This window comes from Burkholderia sp. Cy-637 (genome assembly GCF_011753175.1).
Classification (GTDB): Bacteria; Pseudomonadota; Gammaproteobacteria; order Burkholderiales; family Burkholderiaceae; genus Burkholderia; species Burkholderia gladioli.
Map to the genome: position 1 here is coordinate 1 of NZ_VWWC01000124.1, position 22550 is coordinate 22550.

16 protein-coding genes are annotated in these 22550 nt (G+C 65.2%); 4 read left to right on the forward strand and 12 right to left on the reverse strand.

All coding sequences use genetic code 11. The features are described 5' to 3' along the window. Positions 1-2062: hypothetical protein (locus F3J10_RS25665; RefSeq protein ID WP_167243293.1), on the forward strand; the 2062-nt coding region annotated here is incomplete at its 5' end. Positions 2063-2125: 63 nt separating this feature from the next. Here the strand turns inward: F3J10_RS25665 and F3J10_RS25670 are convergent. The 6 genes from F3J10_RS25670 to F3J10_RS25695 form a co-directional block, all read right to left on the reverse strand. Next, positions 2126-2875 carry a FadR/GntR family transcriptional regulator gene (locus tag F3J10_RS25670; RefSeq protein ID WP_013697967.1) on the reverse strand — a complete coding sequence of 250 codons (750 nt, stop codon included), beginning with the start codon at positions 2873-2875 and terminating at the stop codon, positions 2126-2128. 186 nt (positions 2876-3061) lie between these two features. Next, positions 3062-4303 carry an L-fucose:H+ symporter permease gene (fucP, locus tag F3J10_RS25675; protein ID WP_167243294.1) on the reverse strand — a complete coding sequence of 414 codons (1242 nt, stop codon included), beginning with the start codon at positions 4301-4303 and terminating at the stop codon, positions 3062-3064. 71 nt (positions 4304-4374) lie between these two features. Then, positions 4375-4713 (reverse strand): L-rhamnose mutarotase, encoded by a 339-nt coding sequence (locus F3J10_RS25680; protein ID WP_025100185.1) that lies wholly within the window; start codon positions 4711-4713, stop codon positions 4375-4377. A gap of 48 nt (positions 4714-4761) precedes the next feature. Continuing rightward, the gene (locus tag F3J10_RS25685) at positions 4762-5538 is read right to left on the reverse strand and encodes an SDR family oxidoreductase (protein ID WP_167243295.1); all 777 of its coding nucleotides are present in this window, start codon (positions 5536-5538) and stop codon (positions 4762-4764) included. Between the two features lie 33 nt (positions 5539-5571). Further along, positions 5572-6909, reverse strand: coding sequence for an L-fuconate dehydratase (locus F3J10_RS25690; protein WP_036038994.1), 1338 nt, complete (start codon positions 6907-6909; stop codon positions 5572-5574). Positions 6910-7095: 186 nt separating this feature from the next. Further along, entirely contained in the window at positions 7096-7938 is an 843-nt protein-coding gene (locus F3J10_RS25695) for an amidohydrolase family protein (protein WP_166914321.1), read from the reverse strand. Between the two features lie 707 nt (positions 7939-8645). Here F3J10_RS25695 and F3J10_RS25700 point away from each other — a divergent pair. Both F3J10_RS25700 and F3J10_RS25705 read left to right on the forward strand, forming a co-directional pair. Further along, positions 8646-10790 (forward strand): M1 family metallopeptidase, encoded by a 2145-nt coding sequence (locus tag F3J10_RS25700; RefSeq protein ID WP_025101952.1) that lies wholly within the window; start codon positions 8646-8648, stop codon positions 10788-10790. Between the two features lie 835 nt (positions 10791-11625). Further along, complete coding sequence (locus tag F3J10_RS25705) at positions 11626-13809, forward strand: hypothetical protein (RefSeq protein ID WP_167243296.1); 2184 nt, start codon at positions 11626-11628, stop codon at positions 13807-13809. Positions 13810-14021: 212 nt separating this feature from the next. On the opposite strand, the gene F3J10_RS25710 is transcribed toward F3J10_RS25705, so the two are convergent. From F3J10_RS25710 to F3J10_RS25730, 5 genes are all read right to left on the reverse strand, one after another. Then, on the reverse strand, positions 14022-14981 hold the full coding sequence (locus F3J10_RS25710) for a T6SS immunity protein Tli4 family protein (RefSeq protein WP_240154600.1): 960 nt from the start codon (positions 14979-14981) through the stop codon (positions 14022-14024). Between the two features lie 95 nt (positions 14982-15076). Then, positions 15077-16972, reverse strand: coding sequence for an alpha/beta hydrolase (locus F3J10_RS25715; protein WP_167243297.1), 1896 nt, complete (start codon positions 16970-16972; stop codon positions 15077-15079). Between the two features lie 31 nt (positions 16973-17003). Next, on the reverse strand, positions 17004-19790 hold the full coding sequence (gene tssI, locus F3J10_RS25720) for a type VI secretion system tip protein TssI/VgrG (RefSeq protein WP_167243298.1): 2787 nt from the start codon (positions 19788-19790) through the stop codon (positions 17004-17006). A gap of 177 nt (positions 19791-19967) precedes the next feature. Then, a complete protein-coding gene (locus tag F3J10_RS25725) occupies positions 19968-20225 on the reverse strand; it encodes a hypothetical protein (protein ID WP_167243299.1) in 258 nt (85 codons plus the stop codon). Between the two features lie 39 nt (positions 20226-20264). Beyond that, a complete protein-coding gene (locus F3J10_RS25730; RefSeq protein ID WP_167243300.1) occupies positions 20265-21101 on the reverse strand; it encodes a GNAT family N-acetyltransferase in 837 nt (278 codons plus the stop codon). 169 nt (positions 21102-21270) lie between these two features. Here F3J10_RS25730 and F3J10_RS25735 point away from each other — a divergent pair, with 169 nt between their 5' ends. Beyond that, positions 21271-21594 (forward strand): YXWGXW repeat-containing protein, encoded by a 324-nt coding sequence (locus F3J10_RS25735; RefSeq protein ID WP_025101945.1) that lies wholly within the window; start codon positions 21271-21273, stop codon positions 21592-21594. Between the two features lie 123 nt (positions 21595-21717). Here the strand turns inward: F3J10_RS25735 and hutU are convergent. Continuing rightward, positions 21718-22550 (reverse strand): urocanate hydratase (hutU, locus tag F3J10_RS25740; RefSeq protein ID WP_167243301.1); only part of this gene is annotated, 833 nt, incomplete at its 5' end.

Here is a 22550-nt window from a genome sequence, read left to right on the forward strand (position 1 = left end):
CGCCGACGCGCAGCCGCTGGCCATCGCGCGCGCGGCGGCCGTCAGCGCATTTCGCGCCGGCGCGCCGGTCCATGAGGCGATCGCGCTCGGCGTCGATCTGGTCTCGGTGCGGGGGCGCGTCACCGACGAACACAGCCTGTCGACTTACGCCGCGGCCGGCTCGGCGGCCGGCCTGCTGCATCGCTCGGGCGCCACGCCCGAGGCGGCCAGCGAAGCCGCGCGCTCGCTGATCCGGATGGCCGAGATCATGCCGTCCGGGCAAGTGGCGACGGCCGCCGTCGATCCGCTGGGCCTGCCCGCCGGCCCGCAACGCCGGCACGGCATCCTGAACCTGGCCTATCGCGACGCGGCCGCCGGCCTGGGCGCCATGAAGACCCGGGTCGACCGGATGGATCGCAGCGCGCATGGCGCGGACCTCAGCGCGCTGACGGCGGCGGCCCGGCAACTGTTCGTCGAAAAGGGCTACACCGCGGCCGAGTTGCCCGCCATCGCCGCCGAGAAGGCCCGCCAGCAGCGGGCAAAACTGGATGATCGCGCCGACCAGGCCGAGGCGGTGGCCGACGAGGCCCATCTCGCCGTGCTGGCGGCCAGCGCCGAGCCCGCCAAGCTCGAACCGACACTTCCGCGAAGCGGCGGCTGGTCGGCGGCATCGCTGCTGGCCCCGCTGCGCGGCGGCGGCGCCCAGGCGGCCAACCCGAACGCACCAGCGCTGACGCTGGCACGCGCCACCCTCGATCGCGCGCAACAGCGGCACGCGCTGGCCTCGCAGGGCGCCGCCGCGGCGCGCCACGATGCCGATCAGGCCGGCGGCGAGCATGGCGAACGGCTCGAGCTGGCGGTGAGCGTGCTGTGCGCGGCTCATCGCGCCGCGCCCGACAACCAGCATGCCGCGATGGTGGCCGCGCGCGTGGCGTGCGAAACCTTCCGTGCGCCCGGCGATGCGCCGCGCGCGCGCTTCGCCGCCGATACGGCCCATCTCGCGCTGCTGGCCGGCGCCCCGGAGAGCGATGCGATCGCGATCGCGCACCTGGCCGCCGAATCCCATGACGCCGCCGCTCCCGCCGGCTACAGCGCCGACGACCTGCGCGCGCTCCAGGTCGCCCACGTACAGGTGGCGAGCCCCGGCGGCGCGACACCGCTCGACGAGGCAGGCTCCCGCGCGCGCTCGCTCGCGGCCACCGCGGCCGTGGACCTGCTCGCGCAAGCGAATCCCGATCACCAGACGGCATCGCGGCTCATGGGCAGCCTGGTGTCCGGCACCCGGCCCGCTCCCGAACGTCCGGCCACGGCCACTGCCCCGCTGTTCCTGCATGCCGACGCGACCGCGGCGAAATCGCCCGCTCCGTCCCTGCCCGCCATTCCCGAGCATTACGAGCCGGTCGCCTCGACGCTCAGCGGCGAGCATGCCCCGCTGGTGAAGGACTGGGGGCACGCCAAGATTCGCGAGGTCCGGAACCATGGCTTCCATGCCGCCGACGGCAATGCCAAGACCACCTACCTGATCGAGATGCCTGGGCCCAAAGGCAAGGTCTGGACGGAATTCTCGTGGTCGCCCAACTCGAACCAGCTCTATGGCGAGATCGACGTCAAGCCGAGGAATGCCCGCGACGGGGAGCAAGCCGGTCACGGCAAGGTACTGGTTGCCTATAACGGCACGACGGGCGAATGGGAATCGTTCGAAAAACGCACGCGCGACCTCAAGGAGAAGACGCTCGGCGTGCTCGACGACATGGCGACGCTGCTGGAGTCGCGCGATGTCGGCACCGGTGACTGGGAACTGCCCTACTCGAGCAGTCAGAGCGGTTTCATGCAGAACGTGAAGCATCCGTACCAGACGCAGATCGAGGAGGAAATCCGCCTGTTCGTGCAGGGCCGCCACAGCCAGCCGCAATTCAAGACCCGCATGTCGGACCTGTTCATCAAGATGTCGAAGGACCTGGAAGGCGACCGTAGCCGCAAGAAGGCCATCATGCGACATCAGATCGACACGGCGCTGCGATTGTTCTCCGCGGCTGCGGGTGCCAGCCTCGGCAGCGCTCGCGTGGCCGCTTCGTTCTCCTGAGGTGGAGCCGGCGGCCGGGGCGCGGGATGCACCGCGTCGGGACCCGCGAAGGCTTCGCCGCCCCTACACCGACTGCCGCGAAAAAATCCGGATCACCGAATTCAGGTGAGTCAGCATCGCGCGCCGCGCGCCCTTGGCATCGCGCGCCTCCAGCGCGTCGAGGATCGCGCGGTGCTCGACCTCGGAGCGATGCGGCATGTCACGCGGCGTATACAGCTTCTGCAGCCGCTGGAACAAGGGATCGTAGCGATGCGCGAGCATCTGCTTGATCATCATCGCGTAGGCGTCGTTGCCGCTGGCCTCGGCGATGCGGATATGGAACAGCCGGTCGCCCGGATGCGTGGTCGAACCGCTGCGATTGTCCTGCTGATTGCGCAGGAAGGCTTCGCGGATCGCCGCGAGCTGCGCGTCGGACGCATTGAGCGCGGCCAGCTCGGCCGCCTCGGGTTCGATCAGCTTGCGCGCCTGCAACAGGGAAAACGGCGGAATCTCGGCATTGAGATCGAATTCGATGCCCAGCTCGGGATCGACCTCGAGCAGGTTCGAATGCGGCGCCGGCGCGGCCTCGGCGGGCGGCTGCTCGCGCTGCCGCACCGAAACGCCGTCGCCGACACGCACGGAAACCAGCCCGACCACCTCCAGCGCGATCAGCGCCTCGCGCACCGAGGTGCGCGACACGCCGAACTGCACGGCCAGCTCGCGCTCGGGCGGCAGGTAGCTGCCGGGCGGGAAGCTGCCGGATTCGATCATCGCGCGCAATTGATCGGCGATTTGCTGGTAGAGACGGCGATTCTGGATAGGTTGGATCGGCATACGTTCGCTGGCGAGTCGCGTCGGGATCGTGGGCGTTCGCGGCCGCCGCCCCTCGGGCGGCACACGCGAACCAGACGGCGATTCTAATACGTATGCGTCGATCGGCCGACGCGCGCGCTTTCCGGCCTGCGCGCGCGCACGCCTGCCGGGCGCCGGCCAGCGGCCCGCGCGCAGCCGGATCATGGCTCAGGCGATGCGGCTGCCGCGCCAGCCGTACCAGGCCACCACGGCGAAACAGGCGAGCGGCAGCGCGTAGGCGATGCTCACGCCCGAGCCGTCGGCGACGCGCCCCATCGCGTAGGGCATGATCGCCCCGCCGACGATCGACATCACCTGGAACGAGGCGCCGCGCTTGGTCTGCGGGCCGAGATCCTTGACGCCGAGCGCGAAGATGGTCGGGAACATGATCGACATGAAGAAGAACACGCCGATCAGCGCGAGCACCGACAGCACCGGGATGCCGGCCAGCACGATGGCGCAGAGCGCGATGTTGGCGAGCGCGTAGAGCGTCAGCAGCCGGGCCGGCGAGACCTTGCCCATCGCGGCGGTGCTCACGAAGCGCCCGGCCATGAACAGCAGCAGCGCGATCGACAGCATGAAGGAGGCGCGCTGCGCGCTCAGCTCGGGCCAGTGCACGATCGCGTAGTTGATGAAGAAGGCGCCCACGCCCACCTGCGCGGCCACGTAGAAGAACTGCGCGACGATGCCGCCCACGAAGTGCGGACGCGACCAGATCGACTCGCCGGCGGCACGCTGCGCGGCCGAGGCCGGGCGGCGGATGTCGGGCATCGGCGTGCGCGCGATCAGCAGCGCGAGCAGCACCACCACGCCGGCGATCGCCACGTAGGTGATGCGCACCGAGCCGAGCCCCTCGGCGGCGGCCTGGCTGGCCGCGCCCGAGGGGAAGAAGAAGGCGCCGCCGATCAGCGGCCCGAGGAAGCTGCCCAGGCCGTTGAAGGATTGCGAGAGGTTCAGGCGCCGCTCGGCCGTCTCGGGCGTGCCGAGTTCGGTCACGTAGGGATTCGCGGCGGTTTCCAGGCAGCCGAGGCCGGAGGCGATCACGAACAGCGCGAACAGGAAGAACGGGAAGCTCGCCACGCCCGAGGCCGGGATGAACAGCAGCGCGCCGATCGCGTAGAGCGTGAGCCCCAGCAGGATGCCGCGCTTGTAGCCGAAGCGCTCCATCAGCAGCGCGGCCGGGATCGCCATCACGAAATAAGCCCCGAAATAGGCGCCCTGCAGCAGGCCCGATTGCGCCTTGCTGACGTGCAGCACGTCCTGGAAATGCTTGTTCAGCACGTCGAGCAAGCCATATGAGAGCCCCCACATGAAAAAGAGGCTGGTCACCAGAATGAACGCGGTGCGCCAGTCGCGCGAGCGTTGCGCCGTGCCGACCGGCGTGATGCCGGCTTCCGATACCTGTTGCATGAATCCTGTCTCCTTCCGTCCCGGTCACGGGCTCGTCTGTTTCTGTTTCCGGTTGCCGTCGCCGGCCCCGCTCACTGCCCGCCGAGATCGAAGATGCGCGCCATCGGCGCCCACTTCACCCCGGCCGGCGTCCATGGCGTGGGCTGCTGGAAGGTGCTCATCAGCGTCTCCCACTCCACCACCTTCGGATCGGCGAGACTCGCCGCCGCCATGCGCGCGGCGTCGAAGCGCGCGTCGTCCGTTTCCATCACCATCGTCAGGCGGTTGCCGATCCGCCAGATCTCCATCGAGCTCACGCCCTGCCCACGCAAGTGCGCGGCAATCTCCGGCCAGATCCGCTCGTGATGCGCCTCGTAGCGCGCGATCGATTCGGGGTCGTCTCTCAGGTCCAGCGCCAGGCATTGCCGCATCGTCGTGTCTCCGTTGTGTTTTTTCGAGGGTCGATCGGCGCGCGGGCCTCAGCCCAGCGCGCGGTCCAGGTGCGTGTAGCCGCCGTCGACGAACAGCCATTGGCCGGTCGTGTGCGAGGCGCGCTCCGACAGCAGGAACACGGCCGTCGAGGCGATCTCCTCGGGCGTGGTCATGCGCTTGCCGAAGGGGATGCGCTGCGTGATCGCGGCCAGTTTCGCCCCGGGATCGTCGAAGCTGGCGAGCCAGGATTCGTAGAGCGGCGTCATCACCTCGGCCGGGATCACGGCGTTCACGCGCACGCCGTCGCCGGCCAGCGAGGCGGCCCATTCGCGCGTGAGCGACAGCACCGCGCCCTTCGCGGCGCAATAGCCGCTGGTGCCGCCCTGCCCGGTCAGCGCCGTCTTCGACGAGACGTTGACGATCGCGCCGCGGCTGGCCTTCAGGTGCGGCTCGCAGTGATGCGCCATCGCGTAGTAGTGCAGCAGATTGCGTTCGAGCGAGGCGACGAAGGCCGCGCGGCCCGCGCCCAGGCCGACGCCGTCGTTGACGCCGGCGTTGTTGACCAGCCCGTCGATGCGGCCGAATTCGGCGATCGCGCTATCGACGGCGGCCTGGCATTGCGCGTCGTCGAGCAGGTCGGTGCGCAGCAAGCGCGTGCGGGGCTGCTGGTCGCGCAGTTGCGAGGCGAAGGCATCGTCGGGCGCATTGCGGTCGAGCACCACCGGAATCGCGCCTTCGGCCGCCAATGCGCGCGTGATCGCGCCGCCGATGCCGGCCGCGCCGCCCGTGACCAGCACCACCTTGTCTTGCAGATCGAGGTTCATCAGGATTCTCCGTTCGCGTTCGAGCCCTGCCGCTCAGGCGGCTGCATGGGCCACGGCGGCGGCGGGATCGACCGATTCGCCCGACCTGGCCGTCTCGCCGCGAAAGCGATAACGCTCCAGCGATTCGGGTTTCATCTCGATCGAGAAGCCGGGCGCGCTCGGCGGCATGTAGGCCGCGTCGCGCACCACGCAGGGCTCGACGAAATGCTCGTGAAGATGGTCGACGTACTCGATCACGCGGCCCTCGCGCGTGCCGGCGATGCAGACGTAATCGATCATCGACAGATGCTGCACGTATTCGCACAGGCCCACGCCGCCCGCGTGCGGGCACACCGGCAAGCCGTATTTCGCGGCCATCAGCATCACGGCCAGGATCTCGTTGACGCCGCCGAGGCGGCAGGCGTCGATCTGCACCACGTCGATCGCGCCGCGCATGATGAACTGCTTGAACAGCACGCGGTTCTGGCACATCTCGCCGGTGGCCACCTGCACCGGGCCGATCGCCTCGCGGATCTTGCGATGGCCTTCCACGTCGTCGGGGCTGGTGGGTTCCTCGATGAACCAGGGCTTGGCGAAGGCCAGCTCGCGCACCCAGTCGATCGCCTCGTCCACTTCCCATACCTGGTTGGCGTCGATCATCAGCTTGCGATCGGGGCCGATCACCTCGCGCGCAATGCTCACGCGGCGGATGTCGTCCTCCAGGTTCGCGCCCACCTTCAGCTTCACGTGATCGAAGCCGGCGTCGATCGCCTCGCGGCAGAGCCGGCGCAGCTTGTCGTCGCTGTAGCCGAGCCAGCCGGCCGAGGTGGTGTAGCACGGGTAGCCCTCGCGTTCGAGCGTGGCGATTCGCTCGGCCTTGCCGGGCGCCTGCTTGCGCAGCAGTTCCAGCGCGTCCGACTCGCTCAGGCAGTCGCCGAGATAGCGGAAGTCGATGGTGCGCACCAATTGTTCCGGCGTCATGTCGGCCACCAGGCGCCACAAGGGCTTGCCTTCGGCCTTGGCCCACAGGTCCCAGGCGGCGTTGACCACCGCGCCGGTGGCCAGGTGGATGGCGCCCTTGTCCGGGCCGATCCAGCGCAACTGGCTGTCGGAGGTCACGTGGCGCCAGAAGCGGCCCATGTCCTCGCGGATCCAGTCCAGGTCGAGGCCCACCACCAGGTGGCGCATCGCCTCGATGGCCGCGCAGCAGATCTCGTTGCCGCGGCCGATCGTGAAGGTCAGCCCGTGCCCTTCCAGGCCGTCGCGATCGGTTTCGAGGATCACGTAGGCAGCCGAGTAATCGGGATCGGGGTTCATCGCGTCGGAACCGTCGAGCTTCTGCGAGGTCGGAAAACGCACGTCGAGGACGCGCATCGAACGAATGATCGTCATGGTCGTATGTCGTGAATCGTGATTCGAGTGGCGGATGAGTTTGGCGCCATTGGCTCAAAGGATCAATGGTCCAACCAATTGGTCTCAATGATACGAGCTTCGGCCAGCCTCGTCACGCCGTGACTCCTCCGGGTTTTCCCGATGACGGGCCGGCATCGTGCCGGCCCGCGCCGCCTGCCCCGGCCTTCAGTCGATGCGGTAGAAACGGCGGGCATTGCCGCCGAACACGTCGGCCAGCGCCTCGGCGCCGAACCAGCGCGCGCAGGCCCGCTCGCAGGCGGCGAACCAATCCTCGTAGCCGCCATGCGAGGCCGCCAGGCGCAGCACCGGCCAGTCGCTGCCCCACATCAGGCGGCGCGGCCCGAACAGCGTCGCCACGGCCTCGATGTAAGGCGCCACGCCGCTGTCGTCGCTGCCCTCGCCGGCCTCGGTCCACAGGCCCGAAAGCTTGCAGCTCACATTGGGCAGCGCCGCCAGGCGCGCCATCGCGCTGCGCCACGGCTCCAGCCGGCCGCTGGCGATCGGCGGCTTCGCGGCGTGGTCGATCACGATCGGCAGCGCCGCGTGACGCGTGGCGAAGGCATGCAGCGCATCGAGCTGCGGCGGCAGCACCAGCGCATCGAACACCAGCGCGTGCTCGCGCAGCGCATCGACCGCGGGCGCGAGCGCCTCGTCGTCGATCCAGCGATCGTCCAGCGCCTGCAGCATCGGCCGCACGCCACGGAATTTCGGCTCGGCCGCGAACGCCGCGATCCGCTGCGGCGCGTCGGCTGCCTTCATGTCCACCCAGCCCACCACCGCCTTCACGCTCGGCGTCGCGCTCGCGAGCGCGAGCAGGTAGCGCGTGTCGTCGAGCGTGGGCAGCGACTGCACGAGCACGGTGCCGTCGATCTCCGTCGCGCGCAGATGCGGCGCGAGATCCTCGGGGCCGAAATCACGATGGATCGCGGCGAGGCTCGGCGGCGGCCATTCGCCCTCGCGCGCGGCCATGAGCCAGTAATGCTGGTGGGCGTCGATTCTCGAACTCATCGAGCGGTTCCTTTGCCTGTTCAAATTTGGTTGCACACACAACTTTCCGTGCTTGCCTGGCCCGGCGCCATCCCGAGCGTCGCGGCTGCTTGCACACACCGACGACATCGGACCAATGGTCCAGCCAATCACGCGACCTTCGACGACTTGCCTCGCCAGCGCCATCGGGGCTAACCCGCAGCCGGGCCGGCATCGCTTCATGCCGATTTTCGATCGGCATATTTTTCATTCGAGTAAATCGAAACGGCAATAAATTCACCTACAGATTTTTCAACAAACCTCTTGTTCCATTACAAAAAATTACGTTGTATATTCACTCGCGGATTGCTTGTCAGGTTCCGGTATCGAGAGCGTCGGCAAACTGTCCGAATTTGTACCGCCCGGGTAATCGTTCGAATCCCGGGCCATGAAAAAGGCCAACGGCGAGAATCGCGCGCAAGTCCAGTATTTGCGCGGCGCAGCACGTGGCCAGCTTGAGCAAGCGCGTACAAACCCATGCCGCAGAGCATGGTTTGTTTCCTATTCGTTTATAAACAACAGGGCCTTCGGACATGCACGCCTTCACATAATTCCGCGCAAGTCTTTCCGGTAATTCATTCAAAACAGCCAGCCATTTCATTTCGCTGCGAAAAATCGGCGAGGGCCTACTATTGCCCACCGATTTCGACGCGCGATTAACCGTTCATTTCACCCTCGAAGGAATCGGCATGAGGATCACACTGCGTCAATTCCGGTATCTGCCGCTCGTCAGCGCCGTCGCGCTGGCACTCGCCGCCTGTGGCGGCGACGACGGCGGCTCCGGCTCGCCCGTCTCGTTCGGCGCCGCCGCGAACAACCAGACCAGCAATGCCGCGCCGGCACCGGCCGTGGATCGCAGCACCAAGCCTGTCGAAATGCCCGATACGGTGGTGCCGGTCAACTACAAGCTCTGGTTCCGCCCGAACGATGCCCTGAACCAGTTCCAGGGCCGCGCCGACGTCGAGATCAACGTGCTGAAGCCGGTCAACGCGATCGTGGTGGCCGCGCACCGTCTGCAGTTCACCAACGGCAAGATCACGCTGCAGCCGGGCAACATCCCGCTGATCGCCACGCCGCAGGGCCAGGGCGACTACGTGCAGTTGCGCCCGGCGAGCGGCACCATCGCGCGCGGCAGCTACTCGCTGCACATGGAATGGCAGGGCATCATCAACTTCGACTCGCACGGCGATCCGGCCCAGGGCACGGTCGGCAGTTGCGACAACGATCCTTATCCGGGCTGCTCGGCGGCCGAAGGCATGTTCCGCGTCGACCTGGTCGCCACCGACGGCACCACCAGCGGCGCGGTGCTCACGCAGGGCGAATCGGACCTGTCGCGCCAATGGTTCCCGGGCTGGGACGAGCCGGCGTTCCGTCCGACCTACGAGCTGTCGGCCGAGGTGCCGCAATCCTGGAAGGTGGTGTCGAACGCGGCGGAGAAGCCCGCGGCCAACATCGGCGCCGGCTACAAGCTGGTCTCCTTCGAGAAGACCCCGCCGATGCCGTCCTACCTGGTGTTCTTCGGCGGCGGCAAGTTCGACACGCTCGAGGACGACTTCACCAGCCCGCTGCCCGACGGCCGCGGCATGCACCTGCGGATCTTCACGCCGCCGGGCATGAGCGAGTGGGCCAAGCCGGCGATGCAGGAAACCAAGCAGGCGCTCGACTACTACTACCGCTACACCGGCATTCCGCTGCCGCTGACGAAGTTCGACACGGTAGCCGCCAACGACAAGTTCAAGGATCAGAAGGACCTGAACTTCGGCGGCATGGAGAACTGGGGCTCGATTCTGGAATTCGCCGACGACATCCTGCCCAAGCCCGGCACGCCGATGTCGAACTACGGCCTGACGGTGCTGACGCACGAGGCCGCGCACCAATGGTTCGGCGACCTGGTCACGCTCGACTGGTGGGATGACGTCTGGCTCAACGAATCCTTCGCGACCTACTTCGAGACGCGCACCAAGATCCAGTTCCATCCCGAGGTCTTCAACTGGGTGCAGGACATCAACGACAAGGCTCGCGTGATTCGCTCCGACATCGGACCGAAGGCCTTCCCGGTGCAGCCGAACTTCAATGCCTTCGGCTCGAACGACTTCGTGATCAATGCCGGCACCTTCGTCTACAACAAGGGCGGCCATGTGCTGAAGATGCTCGAGGGTTATCTCGGCGACGAAGTGATGCGCAAGGGCCTGCAGGAGTACTTGAACAAGTACGCGCTCGGCAATAGCACGCCGCAGCGGCTGTGGGATGCCTTGTCGGATGCGAGCGGCCAGAAGGTGGGCCCGATCGGCGACAGCTTCGTGCGCCAGACCGGCGTGCCGCTGCTCTCGCTCGACACGCAGTGCGACCTGACCAAGAACGAGAACATCGTGACGCTGAAACAGTCGCCGTTCCCGAACAAGAACGCCTATCCGGGCACGCAGTGGACCATCCCGGTGACGCTCGCCTATGGTGACGGCCTGATCAAGCGCACCACGCTGTCCTTCGGCGGCACGCAGACCCAGGTCCGCCTGCAAGGCTGTACCCCGGTGCTGGCGAATCCGAGCGGCTTCGACTACTACGTGACGAACTACAGCGACACCGCCTGGAGCGCGCTGCAACCGCAACTGGCACGCACCACCGATCCGGTGCTGCTGGCCAACCTGCGCAACGACACGACCCTGCTCGTCAACAACGGGCTCGCGCCGGCTTCGCGCAGCGCCTCGCTGACGGCGATCAGCCCGCCGGCCGCGATCATGCTGCGTCAGTTGCCGGCCACGGAATCGGTGGTTCGCGAGAGCCAGCCGGTGGTTCGCTTCCACGGCAAGTTCGCCGCTCGCCAGCGCACGCAGTAAGCATCCCGAACCGAGTGCGACGCGCCCAGGCGTGTCGCACCCGCGGTTCACCCGCCGGCGCGCGCCCGTCATTGCAGCAAGGACGGACGTGCGCCGGCATCCCCCTCTTTGTCATTCGCATTCCAAAGCGTTGTCGGTCGCGTGATGCACGCGTATCCCGATGCCGCCGACATCACGACCGCCTCGTCAACCTCACCCTCCCCCTGGTTCGCCGCTACCCGATCGCATCGAATGGGCTTGGGCGAAGCCCCGAACGCGTCCTGCCCGCCAAACTCGCTGAAGTATTCGGAGTTCCCGGCCGGGGTATGGTTATCCCCGACTGGCGCTATCTCCGTAACGAGATAGGATATCCGACAACAAAACGGCAAGCCGACAGTCAGCCGTCCGTAACGGTGCCCGGATGGACGGCGACTGGCGCATCCCGCGAGACCATCGCGGTGAAATGCCCCGTGGGTAAGAAGTATCAGAATGAAGAGTCCCCGGACTCGAGGGGGAGGCGGATCGATACGCGCGCCGCGCCGCGTGGCTGCATCGATTTCACTCCATGTTGTCTGACGACAGATGATTTAAAGCCACAAGCCTGCTGACGTGCCCGTTTCCGCGACGGCCGCGCGCGGCGACACGCCCGTCGCCTGCGCCGCCCGCGGTGCCCGGGTGCGGCCGCGAGCAGCCGTGACCGTCCACCCGGACGTCGTCGCGCGACCTCGCTCGCGCCGGCCGACCGGCCGACCCGCCGACCCGCCGACTGGCCGATGAAAAGGAGATGCCTCGATGCACTGACGATTCGCCCCGCTTCCCGCTGCCTCGCTGTCCTGATCATTCCAATGGAGACACCATGTTTTCGATAAAACAAACACGATCCGCCCTCGCCGTCAGCACTGCCCTCGCCGCCCTCTTGCTCGCCGCCTGCGGCGGGGAAACCAGCACCCCGCCCAGCGCCGGCTCGCCGGGCACGCCGGGCAATCCCGGCACGCCGTCGACGCTGGCCAGTTCCTTGCAGGGCATCGTCTACGGCACCGCCACCACGGCGGTGCCGAGCGGCGCGAACATCCCGATCACGATGATGGGCCAGATGCGCGCGTTGTTCGACAAGATCAAGGCGGCGCCCGATTTCACGCAAGTGGTGATGGACCTCGGCGACGGCAGCCCGGTGCACGTGCTCGATACCAACACCGGCGACAAGTTCCTGCCGGGCAAGCTCGCGCTGGGCCTGTCGTGGATCCTGATCGACATGAAGTCGAAGAACGATCCGCAGTACGCGGACTATCTCGCGACCTACCAGAAGGTGACGTCGGCGATGATCCAGGGCACGCACGGTACGGATTACCTGTATGCGAACACGTCGTGGGGCGAGTATTACTACCTGGTTGCACTCAACAACTTCCAGGCGCACGGCATGCTCAACGAGGTGTTCAGCGATTCGATGCTGGCCACGCTGCAGCAGCGCCTGCTGTTCTGCGACATGTTCGGGCCGGACGCGAGCGGCAAGACCAATACCTGCCCGGCGGCCGGCACGCCGATCGACATCGCCTCGCTGAACACGGCACAGAACTACTACGCGGTGTCCTATGGCATCGCCGGCCTGCGCCAGAAGCTCGGCTGGAGCAGCCCAGGCTTCTCGTCGAAGACGGACGCGACGGTCGCCACCATGAATGCACGCGACGCCCTGCTCTACACGCTGACCAACCACATCCGCAACGACTCCTCCGGCGGCTTCTCCGACGAGGCCTCGAACACCAGCAAGACCTATTACGACCAGGCGCGTTTCGACCGCTACAGCACGCTGCTGATCGGCGAGGTGACCGAGCGCACCTTCGAGATGGGCAACGAGGCGAATCTCACGCCCGAGCTGAAGGGCTATCTGCGCAAGTCGGTCGACCTGATCCTGCCGCAGTTGAACACCGACGGCCAGGGCTTCAACTATGGCCGCTCGATCGGCCCTTACGGCGATTCGGCCTTCATGGAGGTGCTGACGGCCGCCGCCAACGCGGGCGTGCTGACCGACGACGAGAAGAAGGTCGCCTATACCTTCATCTATCGCGCCGCGCTGCGCTTCGAGAACTTCTGGTACGACCCGACGCTGCCGACGCCCTCGGTCAACATGTGGGTCAAGGGACGCGGCACCGATACGTATCGCGGCAAGCCGCGCGTGATGGGCGAGAACTTCAGCCTGCTGCACCAGTACATGTATGTGAACGCCTGGTGGAACAAGCTCGGCTTCGGCAGCACCGCGCCGCTCACCGACACGCAGTTCCAGTCGTGGCTCGATACCACCCAGCCGCATTACAAGCTGACCTGGTACAACCAGCCGACCGACACCGCGCATCCCTATAGCGCGGCGCTGGTGACGGTGCGCGACGGCAAGCGCGTGATCAACCTGAACCTGAGCCAGGCGCCCGACTACAACTCGTTCACGCCGTATTACCCGGTGCCGTTCTCGGACAAGCTGATCTACGGCACGACCGACCTCGCCTATGCGCTGCTGATCCCGCAGGTCAGCTACAACGGCAAGACCTACCAGCCGGTGACCTACTACAAGAATCTGAACGTGCAGGAGAGCAACGGCCAGGTGGTCGTGTCCTTCGACACGGCCAAGTTCCGGGTCGCCTCGAAGAACGCGGCCGCGTCCACCGATCTCGACCTGCAGACGCATACGGTGGTGACCTTCAGCCATGGCACGATCTCGCGCACCGATACGCTGAGCTCGGGCACGCTGACCGGCAACCTGTCGGTGGAGACCGACTACACGGCGTTCAACGACTTCTCGAACAGCACGGCGAATGCCGATGGCGTGTCGGTGTCCTACTCGAACGGCGCGGCGACCAACTACGCGACCACCGGCTTCGACAACTGCGCGTTGTCGGACTTCAGCACCGCGAACGGCACCACCAACCCGCTCTCGACCACGCCGATCGGGCAGTTGCATTCGAAGTTCGCCTGCACGACGCAAGCGTTCACGCTGGGGACCGGCCAGAGCAAGACGCTGAGCTGGACGCTGAAGTATGCGGATCCGGCCTGATTCGATGTGACCGGTGCGTGTGACCGGTTCGGCCGGCCTCATGCTCGTCGGTAATGAAACGCCCCGCTCCGACATGTTGTCGGGCGGGGCGTTTTTCTGCTTCGTGTCGGGCAGGTAGGTCGGATGACTACCGCACGCTGTTCAACACCGTCGACCGACTATCGGGCTCGGTCATGGAAGTTTGAAATATCGATGTGTGACCTGGTGGATTGTCAGATAGCCCCGGGCCGCAGCTTCAGGCTGTCCAGCAAGGTGTCCCAGGTCTGCAGGGCGCCTGCTTCGTCGACCGGCGATGTGGCTTGCTCGGGAGGTAACGTGGCTCGCGGCGGTGCGCCAAGATGCATCTGTATCGACGTGTGCGGCCGCGCCAGCGTGCTCGGATCTCCCGGCGCCAAAAGATAGAAGCGAAACACCGTGACGTCGCCGTCGCGAAGTTTGAACAACACTTCCTCCGCATCCATTCCCGCCACTTGCCGTTTTCCTTGCCGAAGGATCTGGTAACGGCCCGGCATGCGATTCAACTGCGCACGCAGGTCCGACATGTTTTTCGTAAGGGGGTGTCCTTGGTCCTGCGGGACGGCATCACGCATCTTGATCAGCAGCAGCGCCGGACGACCAGGCAACAATGCGAAGGATTGGCTGACGTCCTCGGGATATTCCGCTTCCCCCGTGATGAGGCCGCTATCGACACAAAAGCCTGCTTCGCGTGGCACGTCCCAGTTGTCTCTTGCCTTGAAGCGACGGAACATGTCTTTATAAATATTCTCGGCTTTATCCAATCCCATTTGCCCGATCGATCCAGTCGTGCGTAGCAACGCGCCATCCAGATAGGCGTAGCCGTCGGACTTGTACGGCATGGCCACTGAATCCGTGGTAGTCATTCGGTATAAAAATACGCGCGATTCCGGCGTCGGCGAATACGCCTCCACCAACCAGGGCAATCCTGTCTCTCGTTTAAAATCGGCAAGATCGACCCGCTGCTTGGTTTGAAGCTCTCTTTCCCTGGTGGCGACCTGATCATGAAAATCTTCCGCCGTGATGTGCTCCGTGGTGACAAGCGCATGGCTGCGGTAGCCATACGCGGCATTGGTGATGGCACTCGACGCTGGTCGCTGGAAGACGAAGCGCCCGATACACCAAGGACGCGTCTTGGAGACAATAGGATTATTCATGATTGATTCGCTCGAAATTGCAATCGAGCAAGCGCACAGGCTCGCCAAAAAACATACAACTCCACTCAAGCCCTTAATGGTTCGCATATGGCAGCTCATGCATCTTTTACGATTTGGATAACGCTATAGAGCAAAGCCCATCGCGTCGCATGATGCTCGTAACTGAACTGATGCTCGTATCCACCCTGAACGAATGCCATCCCCACACCCTCCGCCTTGTCGCCTGTCACTCCTGGCTTCAGACCTCTTGCCTGCGCTTCTGCCGATCTGGCTGGAACGGTTCCATCGCCACGGACCATTCCGTTATTCCGATTCGGCTGCGGCAACATCTTTGTTTTCTGAACGGCAAATGAAATCGTCAGATTTCTACTTTCGATCCGAACACGGATATCACCTTTGCGGGAGTCGGATAGCAAAGTTGCCGTAACAAGCTCTTCCTCGGTGACGTCGCCCGGCAAATCGTCTGCTGTCCAGACAACGGCCCCCCATGTCATCAGCTTCACGTGGGAGTCAGTTTTTTCGAGCAATAAATCGTCAGCACTGTGTTTCATCGGCACATTAGCCGACGCTACTTCGCTGGCAACGCCATCCCCGTACGCCACATAGGTGCTTCCATGGTACCGGTCAGTCAATTCATGCTGACGCAGAATCACCGTGTCGAGCATCTCCCTGTAGTTCGACAGGACAGTTTTTTCAATCTTGGAGTCTTTGAGCCTTGCTTCGACGATGCCTGCCGGATCCAACTGATCTTCAGGCGGATGAGCGCCGTACCACTTGGAGTTCAAATAGATTTCGTTATATGCGTTGCCTTTCTTTTTTGGAAACTGCATCTTGATGTCGCCGTTGATCCGGGAAAAAATCCACCACGGCTTGCCATCGTCGTAGTCCGGCATCGGCAACAACTCGAGCGGCCCCGGCGCATTCGCCGCCACCGCCACGAATTCCGGCGCGTCGCGCCCGAGCAGGCTACCGTTCACGAACCCGTCCATCCCTCCTTCGCTGCCGCCACCGGTACGCAGCCGCTTTGCCGCCACCGGCGCCCCGGTTGCGGGCTGCACGCTGTGAAACACGCCATGCAGCAAATCTTCCGCGCCGTGATGCAAGACAGCGAAGCGGGCCACCAGCCCTCCCATCGAATGAGTCAGCACGATTGCCTTGCCCGTATGATTCTCGGCGCAGATCTCCCTGATCCCCATCAGCCGAGTGATCTCCTTTGTTTGCACGTCGTCGCAATCGAGGCCGTCCACCACGTCACGACCTGAGTCGTCATTCGACTGCAGCCAGTTGTAGCCGATCGCGTAGACGCGATACCGAAACGACGCGAATCGCCTGAACTCCGCCGAATCGGCCGAAATGGCGCCGGGCCCTTCCGTACACGAGCCGTACAAGCTGGGATCCGTGCCGAGGATGGGATGCAGCGCCCAGTTCTTTCCGGATGGATCGCCTTCGGCCCAGGGCCCCTGTAGTTCCCCGAGAAACATCGGGTTGTTCAAATGCGCTTCCAGCCAGAGAAGAATCGAGTGATAGCTCCACCGATGCACCGAGCCCCAGCCTCTGCGCCGCGCCTCGTCCTCGTCGAGGATCGCGCCGCTGCCGACGTCGATCGGCCCCAGCGGCGTCACCGTGGCCGACCGTGGATCGAAGCGCATCTCGCGCGCGGCCGCATTTCGAAACCAGCCCACGATCACACTCAACAGGCCCGCGATCGCGGACCCGATTGTGTCCATGTTCGGCGCGAAGAACACTTCATCGCCGCTGTCCTTGTCGACGAGCAGGGAGCCCATCACGCCCGGCAGGAAAATCACCGGCATGATCGGCCGCGGGTCGCACAGAATCTCCTTGGTTCGCTTGTCGTCCTCGGGTGTCAGCCTCACCGTCGCCACCGACGCGCCATCCGCGGCGGTGCGTGAGGTGAAGCGAACGACATCGTCTTCGGCCGTATCACTCGCGAATTCGATGCCCTTCCCCGATATCGTTTCGTTTTCGCTCATCGTTGGCCGTCGCACCTCTCGCCTGTGGGATTCAATCGGGTTCGTCGCTCCCGCCGTCACGAGCAACCAGCGTGCGGATCGTCAGCGACTCGGCATCATGGCTCTTCTGCACAAGCGTGTATCCGTGTTCGTTTGTCGCGCCACGGAGCGTCGTGCCGTCGGACCTGACGACTTCATAGGAATGGTTCTTAAGCACTTCGCCGGTGATCCGATGGCGCAACACGTGAGGATCGTTGAATGCGGTCTTGGGCAGTTCGTTCATGTGCTCGGGCACCGAACTCGGTCCCTGCCGGCTGAATGACGCGGCCTTGATGGCACGCGGCCCTCGGCTGCCGTCCTCGATGCCGTCGGCGGTGATGCGGATATACGAGCCGCCGCACTTCAGCATGATTTCCGTCTTCGCCTCGATCACCACGCTGCCCCGGTTGCCCTTGATCGAAACGCTGCGATCGCCGTACATGAGGACGTCGTCGGATTGCGCCTGGATCTCCACCTTGCCCTTGGCGGCAAACAGCTTCATCCCCGCCTTCTGCACGAACAGGCTGAGCTTCTCGGCCGCCACCGCGATCAAGGATTTCCCCGTCGCGATGTGGGTGCTTTCGCCACTTACCAGGCTCAGTTGCCGGTCCACGCTGAACTGCCCCGACTGCTGCGTCGAGAGGCCAATGCCCGCGGGGCTTGCCATCATCAGCAGCGGCGTCGAGAAACCGTTGGCGCTTCCACCGCCGCCGCCCGCCGTGCGCCCACCCGAGGTTTCGCCCGGCATCGAATGCAGCACGGCCTTCGCGACCGCTTGCATCGAGTCCTGGCCGGCCGTCAGCGTTTCCGCCCGAGCGCTTGCACTGGCGCTCGACAGCGACTCGACGAGCAAGCCGGTTCGATCGAGTTGTTCGCGCAGATCCCCGAGCGCGAGCTGTTCGTCGTCGTGCGCCACCGGATGTGAATGGAGATAAAGGCCTCGCCTGGCTCGCACCACGCCGAAGTCGTCCGCGTGCAGCATGAATCCCGCACCCAGGTAGCGGCCGCGTGCATTGCCGTCCTGCTCGATCAGATAGCCCTGGTGAAAAAGGCTGTAGCGCTGGCCCGTCAACGTCGTCGCACGCGTGGCGCCCTGGTTCGTCGCATCGTCGTGAACGAAGGCGTTGTAGGCACCGGTGTCGCCGAATCCCCGCGACTTGAAGCCCGATTGCAGCACGTCCGTATGCCATGGCGGACGCGTCAGGCCGCCCGGCAAACGCCCGAGGATGAATGGACGATCGCAATCGCCCTGCCAGTGGCCGACGACGACCCACTCGCCCGCACGCGGAACATGGACCGCCCCGTAATTGCCGCCGGTATCCGCCTGCACGGATAGCAGCGGCGGCGAGGTGGCGTACTGGTTTTCATCATGCCGCCGGTCCCATGGAAAACGAACGCGGACGCGATTCCACTCGTCGGCCCAGGCCTCCTCGTCTTTCGGCGCGACAACCAGGGCGTGCTCGTTCGGCACGGTCGGCTTGGGATGCTCGAGCGGGCTGCGGAATTCGAGCCTGGTCTCCTGCGCCTCGATTTCAACCAGGAAAAATCCCTTCCCGCTGCCGACGGCGGTTGCGCCGTCCTGGTGCCGCGTCCCGTGCAGCGCCCGCGCGTCGGCAAGGGCCGCGTCAAGACCATGAGGCAAGGCGAAAGCCTGCGATCCGATCGGCACGTTGTTTTCGATCGTCCAGCGGATCTCGACCACCACGAACTCGCGTTGCCGCGGATCCGATTCGACGTGTCGAGGATGGCCTTCAAGCGAGAAGCGGCTACCGGCGTCGAGCCAACGGATTCCAGCGACCCCGCGATACCGTCGCGCCTCGGAATCCCAGGCCTCGGCGCGAACCGTCGCGCGCCGAATGCCGGCATCGACGCCGCGATAGCCATACGAGGTTTGCTCGAAGACATCGAGCGGCGCAGCCGGAATCTCGTGGAACGATGTGTGACGCCGCTGCCGTTCCGGATACGAGGTCGCGTTCAATGCGCGGCTCGTCTCGCAGGCGTAGTTCGGCTCCTTGTAGTCGAACGAGCGGGACAGGTAGCCGAGGCTCTGTATCGACTGCATGGCCGACCATTGCGAGAAACCATCCCCCTCTTCGCCGAAGTTGTCATGCAGGTAGTTCGCCGGTTTCGCGCCGGGCAAGGCGCCGATCCGATCGACGATGACAAGCGTCGTATCGGCCTGCGTTTCGGATCCGCGATGCTCCCAGTAGTAGTACCAGCCCTCGTCTTCGAGCAGCCGGCACATGAAGTTCCAGTCCGTCTCGCCTTGCCGGCAATACGACCGGATCCGCGGCTCCCCGGCAAGGCGGAACCGGAAGCGTCCTCGCAACTGCGGGTAGCGATCGAGAACCTCGGAAACGATGTCGACGGCGTCGCGCTCCAGCCAGAGCGCGTCGTCGCGACGATAGCGAAGGAAATGGAGCGCCGACGAGAATTCGATCTGGTAGATCGCGAGGCCACCGTCCATGCCAAGGAAGCCGACGTGATGAACGAAGCCGTGGATGTTCGAATACTCAGCCCGGTTGTCGAACGCATTCCGTTGCCGGATCGACAGCGTCACCGCTTGATGCATCAGCGAGAGCAAGGCGATGTCGGCTCGCGTGGATACGACATCGATCGTGAAGCGATAGTCCCGCCCGATCCGCGACGAGCCAAGCAGGCGGATCGGCACGAGCGTACTCGCGCCCAATGGCGTATGCAGCTTCAGCAGCCTGTCATGCTGCAGCCAACCCCGTTGCATCGATTCGATGAGCGCCCGTTCCGTTTCGTCAGCGCGTCGCCGCTCCGGTGATTGCACCATGTCGTGAATCCTCCCGTCATGTGGCGGAACGACGAGATGGCCTGTCCCGGCCCATATCTCCGATCCGATTGTTTTTCGAAGGCCGTCGCGAAATGAAGCGCCAAAACGCCGCTTCGCGTCCTGTGCGGATACGGTCCTTCATAGCAGCCTTACCGTAGGCAAGCAGCAAGAAAGCTGTCAATTGAACAATCGGGAAATGATGAGAAACGAGCGGCGAATCTTGCCGAAATACGATTTGGAACAAACCAGCCGGCCGAGATACTCGGCGTCGACTTCCCTGAGGGTGGAAAGGACGAGACGAATGGAAAACCTGACGAATCGCCTCGAATTCAACGGCGAACGGTTCACGCGCGGGTTCGGCAGGCTTAACCCCGGCCATTGCCGGCCGTCGCCGATGCCCGCGGCGCGAACCTGCTGCCCGAGGATCTCGAGCACCTGCGTGGAGCGCTCAATGGATGAACGCCCGGCACATCGCTAGCTCGACGTCGCAAGCTCGCGATTCGCATGCACATGGAAGCGGCAAACCTCGCCGAACCCGAGCCGCCGATACACGCCGAGCCCATCGGGCGAAGCCTGCAATGCGGCCCGGCGCACGCCGTCCCGCTCGCGCGCCAGCGTCAGCGCCGCGTGCATCGCGGCCGACGCCAGGCCACGTCGACGCTGGTCCGACGCGGTACTGACATCGAACACATGCGCCACGTCATCGTCGATGTAGAGCGCCGCCGTGCAGACCGCGTGCCCCTCGACTTCGCCGAGATAAAGCTTCAAGGGCTCGCCGCCGTCGAGCCCGAGCGCGGCGACCTGCGCATAGAAAGTCTCGACGCAGGGGTCCGGCGGCACGAACAGCGCGCCGATCAAGCCGGCGAAACGTGCAATATCGTCCCTGCCGCTCGCCTCGCGCAACACGAAACCCTCGGGATACGCCGGCGCCGGCAGCGTATCGAGCTCGGCCAGCATGCCGATGCTGGTCTCGTCGTAGCGGAAACCATGGGCATCGAGCATGCCGGCGATCCCCGCGCTGCCCGCTCCCTCGACGAACCACCAGGCAGCGGGCCGGCGCGCCTCGTTGAACCCGCGCGCGATGGTCTCGACCGTTTCCGCTCGCGCAAAACCCGTTGCATCGCCGATCACGAGATTGAAGGTATCGGAGCGCAGGCCGCTATCGATCACGAGCTGCCCGCCCAGGCTGCTCACACGCATCGCGCCGCCGATGCGGCACGGGAAATAGGCGTTCTTGCTGCGCATGCCGTCGATCAGCGTGGCAACCGATGCGTGATGATCGTGACGCCTGGAAGAAGCGGTGTATGTCATGGCCCTCTCGATTCGTTGTTATCGACCGCGAAACCGTTTCGACAGAACCGACCGCGGCTTCGCTTATCATGTCGCGCCGGTGCCGGACTGTGCCTGCCAGGAAGCCGGAAACCGGGATTTCAATATCATTCGGCCGCGTAGGATAACTGAAGGAATCATGGAAGGAAACATGAAGCGAAACCCACCCGCCCGCCACGCCCCGATCCTCGCGATCGCCGCGGCGATCCTGTCGAGCCTGAGCCTGGCCGCCTGCGTGGTCGAGCCCGCCCAGCCGGTGGTCGTGCGCACCGCGCCGCCGCCGCCGCGCGTCGAGGTGGTGCCCGAGCCGCGCGTCGGTTATGCCTGGGAAGGCGGCCACTGGCGCTGGGTGCATGGCGCCTACGAATGGGAGCCGGGCCACTGGGAAGTGGTGCGCGTCGGCCATCATTGGGTTCGTGGCCACTGGGTCGAGCGCGGCCCGGGTTGGGTGTGGGTCGGCGGTCACTGGGACTGATCCGGCCGAGTGCGCGGGACGCTGTCGGCGCCCTCGCCTCGCCACCATGAAAAAGGCCGGCAGGACCGCGCAAGGCGATCCTGCCGGCCATCGCGAAGCCGCCCACGGGCGGCTTTCGCTTGATCAGCGTCCCAGCATCGGCAGCTTGAGGCCGGCCTCGCGTGCGGTTTCCTGCGCGAGTTCGTAACCGGCATCGGCATGGCGCATCACGCCCGTGGCCGGATCGTTGAACAGCACGCGGCCCAGGCGCTCCTTCGCGGCATCCGTGCCATCGGCCACGATCACCACGCCCGAGTGCTGCGAGAAGCCCATGCCGACCCCGCCGCCGTGGTGCAGCGACACCCACGACGCCCCGCCCGCCGTGTTCAGCAGCGCGTTGAGCAGCGGCCAGTCGCTGACCGCGTCCGAGCCGTCCTTCATCGCTTCCGTCTCGCGGTTCGGGCTCGCCACCGAGCCCGTGTCGAGGTGGTCGCGCCCGATCACGATCGGCGCCTTCAGCTCGCCCTTGCGGACCATCTCGTTGAAGGCCTGCCCCAGGCGATAGCGATCCTTCACGCCCACCCAGCAGATCCGCGCCGGCAGCCCCTGGAAGGCGATCCGCTCGCGCGCCATGTCGAGCCAGTTGTGCAGGTGCGGATCGTCCGGGATCAGCTCCTTCACCTTCGCATCGGTCTTGTAGATATCCTCGGGATCGCCCGACAGCGCCACCCAGCGGAACGGCCCCTTGCCCTCGCAGAACAGCGGGCGGATATAGGCCGGCACGAAGCCCGGGAAATCGAAGGCGTTCTGCACGCCCATCTCCAGCGCCATCTGGCGGATGTTGTTGCCATAGTCGAGCGTGGCCGCGCCGCGTTCCTGCAGCGTCAGCATCGCCTGCACCTGCCTGGCCATCGACTGCTTGGCCGGCTTCACGATGCTCTGCGGATCGACCTTGCGCGCCTCGTGCCATTGTTCGA

Coding starts and splice junctions, on each gene's coding strand:
- F3J10_RS25715 (WP_167243297.1), bottom strand. CDS start 16,972: ATGAGCGAAAACGAAACGATATCGGGGAAGGGCATCGAATTCGCGAGT.
- tssI (WP_167243298.1), bottom strand. CDS start 19,790: ATGGTGCAATCACCGGAGCGGCGACGCGCTGACGAAACGGAACGGGCG.
- F3J10_RS25735 (WP_025101945.1), top strand. CDS start 21,271: ATGAAGCGAAACCCACCCGCCCGCCACGCCCCGATCCTCGCGATCGCC.
- F3J10_RS25670 (WP_013697967.1), bottom strand. CDS start 2,875: ATGCCGATCCAACCTATCCAGAATCGCCGTCTCTACCAGCAAATCGCC.
- F3J10_RS25730 (WP_167243300.1), bottom strand. CDS start 21,101: ATGACATACACCGCTTCTTCCAGGCGTCACGATCATCACGCATCGGTT.
- F3J10_RS25680 (WP_025100185.1), bottom strand. CDS start 4,713: ATGCGGCAATGCCTGGCGCTGGACCTGAGAGACGACCCCGAATCGATC.
- F3J10_RS25710 (WP_240154600.1), bottom strand. CDS start 14,981: ATGAATAATCCTATTGTCTCCAAGACGCGTCCTTGGTGTATCGGGCGC.
- F3J10_RS25695 (WP_166914321.1), bottom strand. CDS start 7,938: ATGAGTTCGAGAATCGACGCCCACCAGCATTACTGGCTCATGGCCGCG.
- F3J10_RS25705 (WP_167243296.1), top strand. CDS start 11,626: ATGTTTTCGATAAAACAAACACGATCCGCCCTCGCCGTCAGCACTGCC.
- fucP (WP_167243294.1), bottom strand. CDS start 4,303: ATGCAACAGGTATCGGAAGCCGGCATCACGCCGGTCGGCACGGCGCAA.
- F3J10_RS25690 (WP_036038994.1), bottom strand. CDS start 6,909: ATGACGATCATTCGTTCGATGCGCGTCCTCGACGTGCGTTTTCCGACC.
- F3J10_RS25685 (WP_167243295.1), bottom strand. CDS start 5,538: ATGAACCTCGATCTGCAAGACAAGGTGGTGCTGGTCACGGGCGGCGCG.
- F3J10_RS25700 (WP_025101952.1), top strand. CDS start 8,646: ATGAGGATCACACTGCGTCAATTCCGGTATCTGCCGCTCGTCAGCGCC.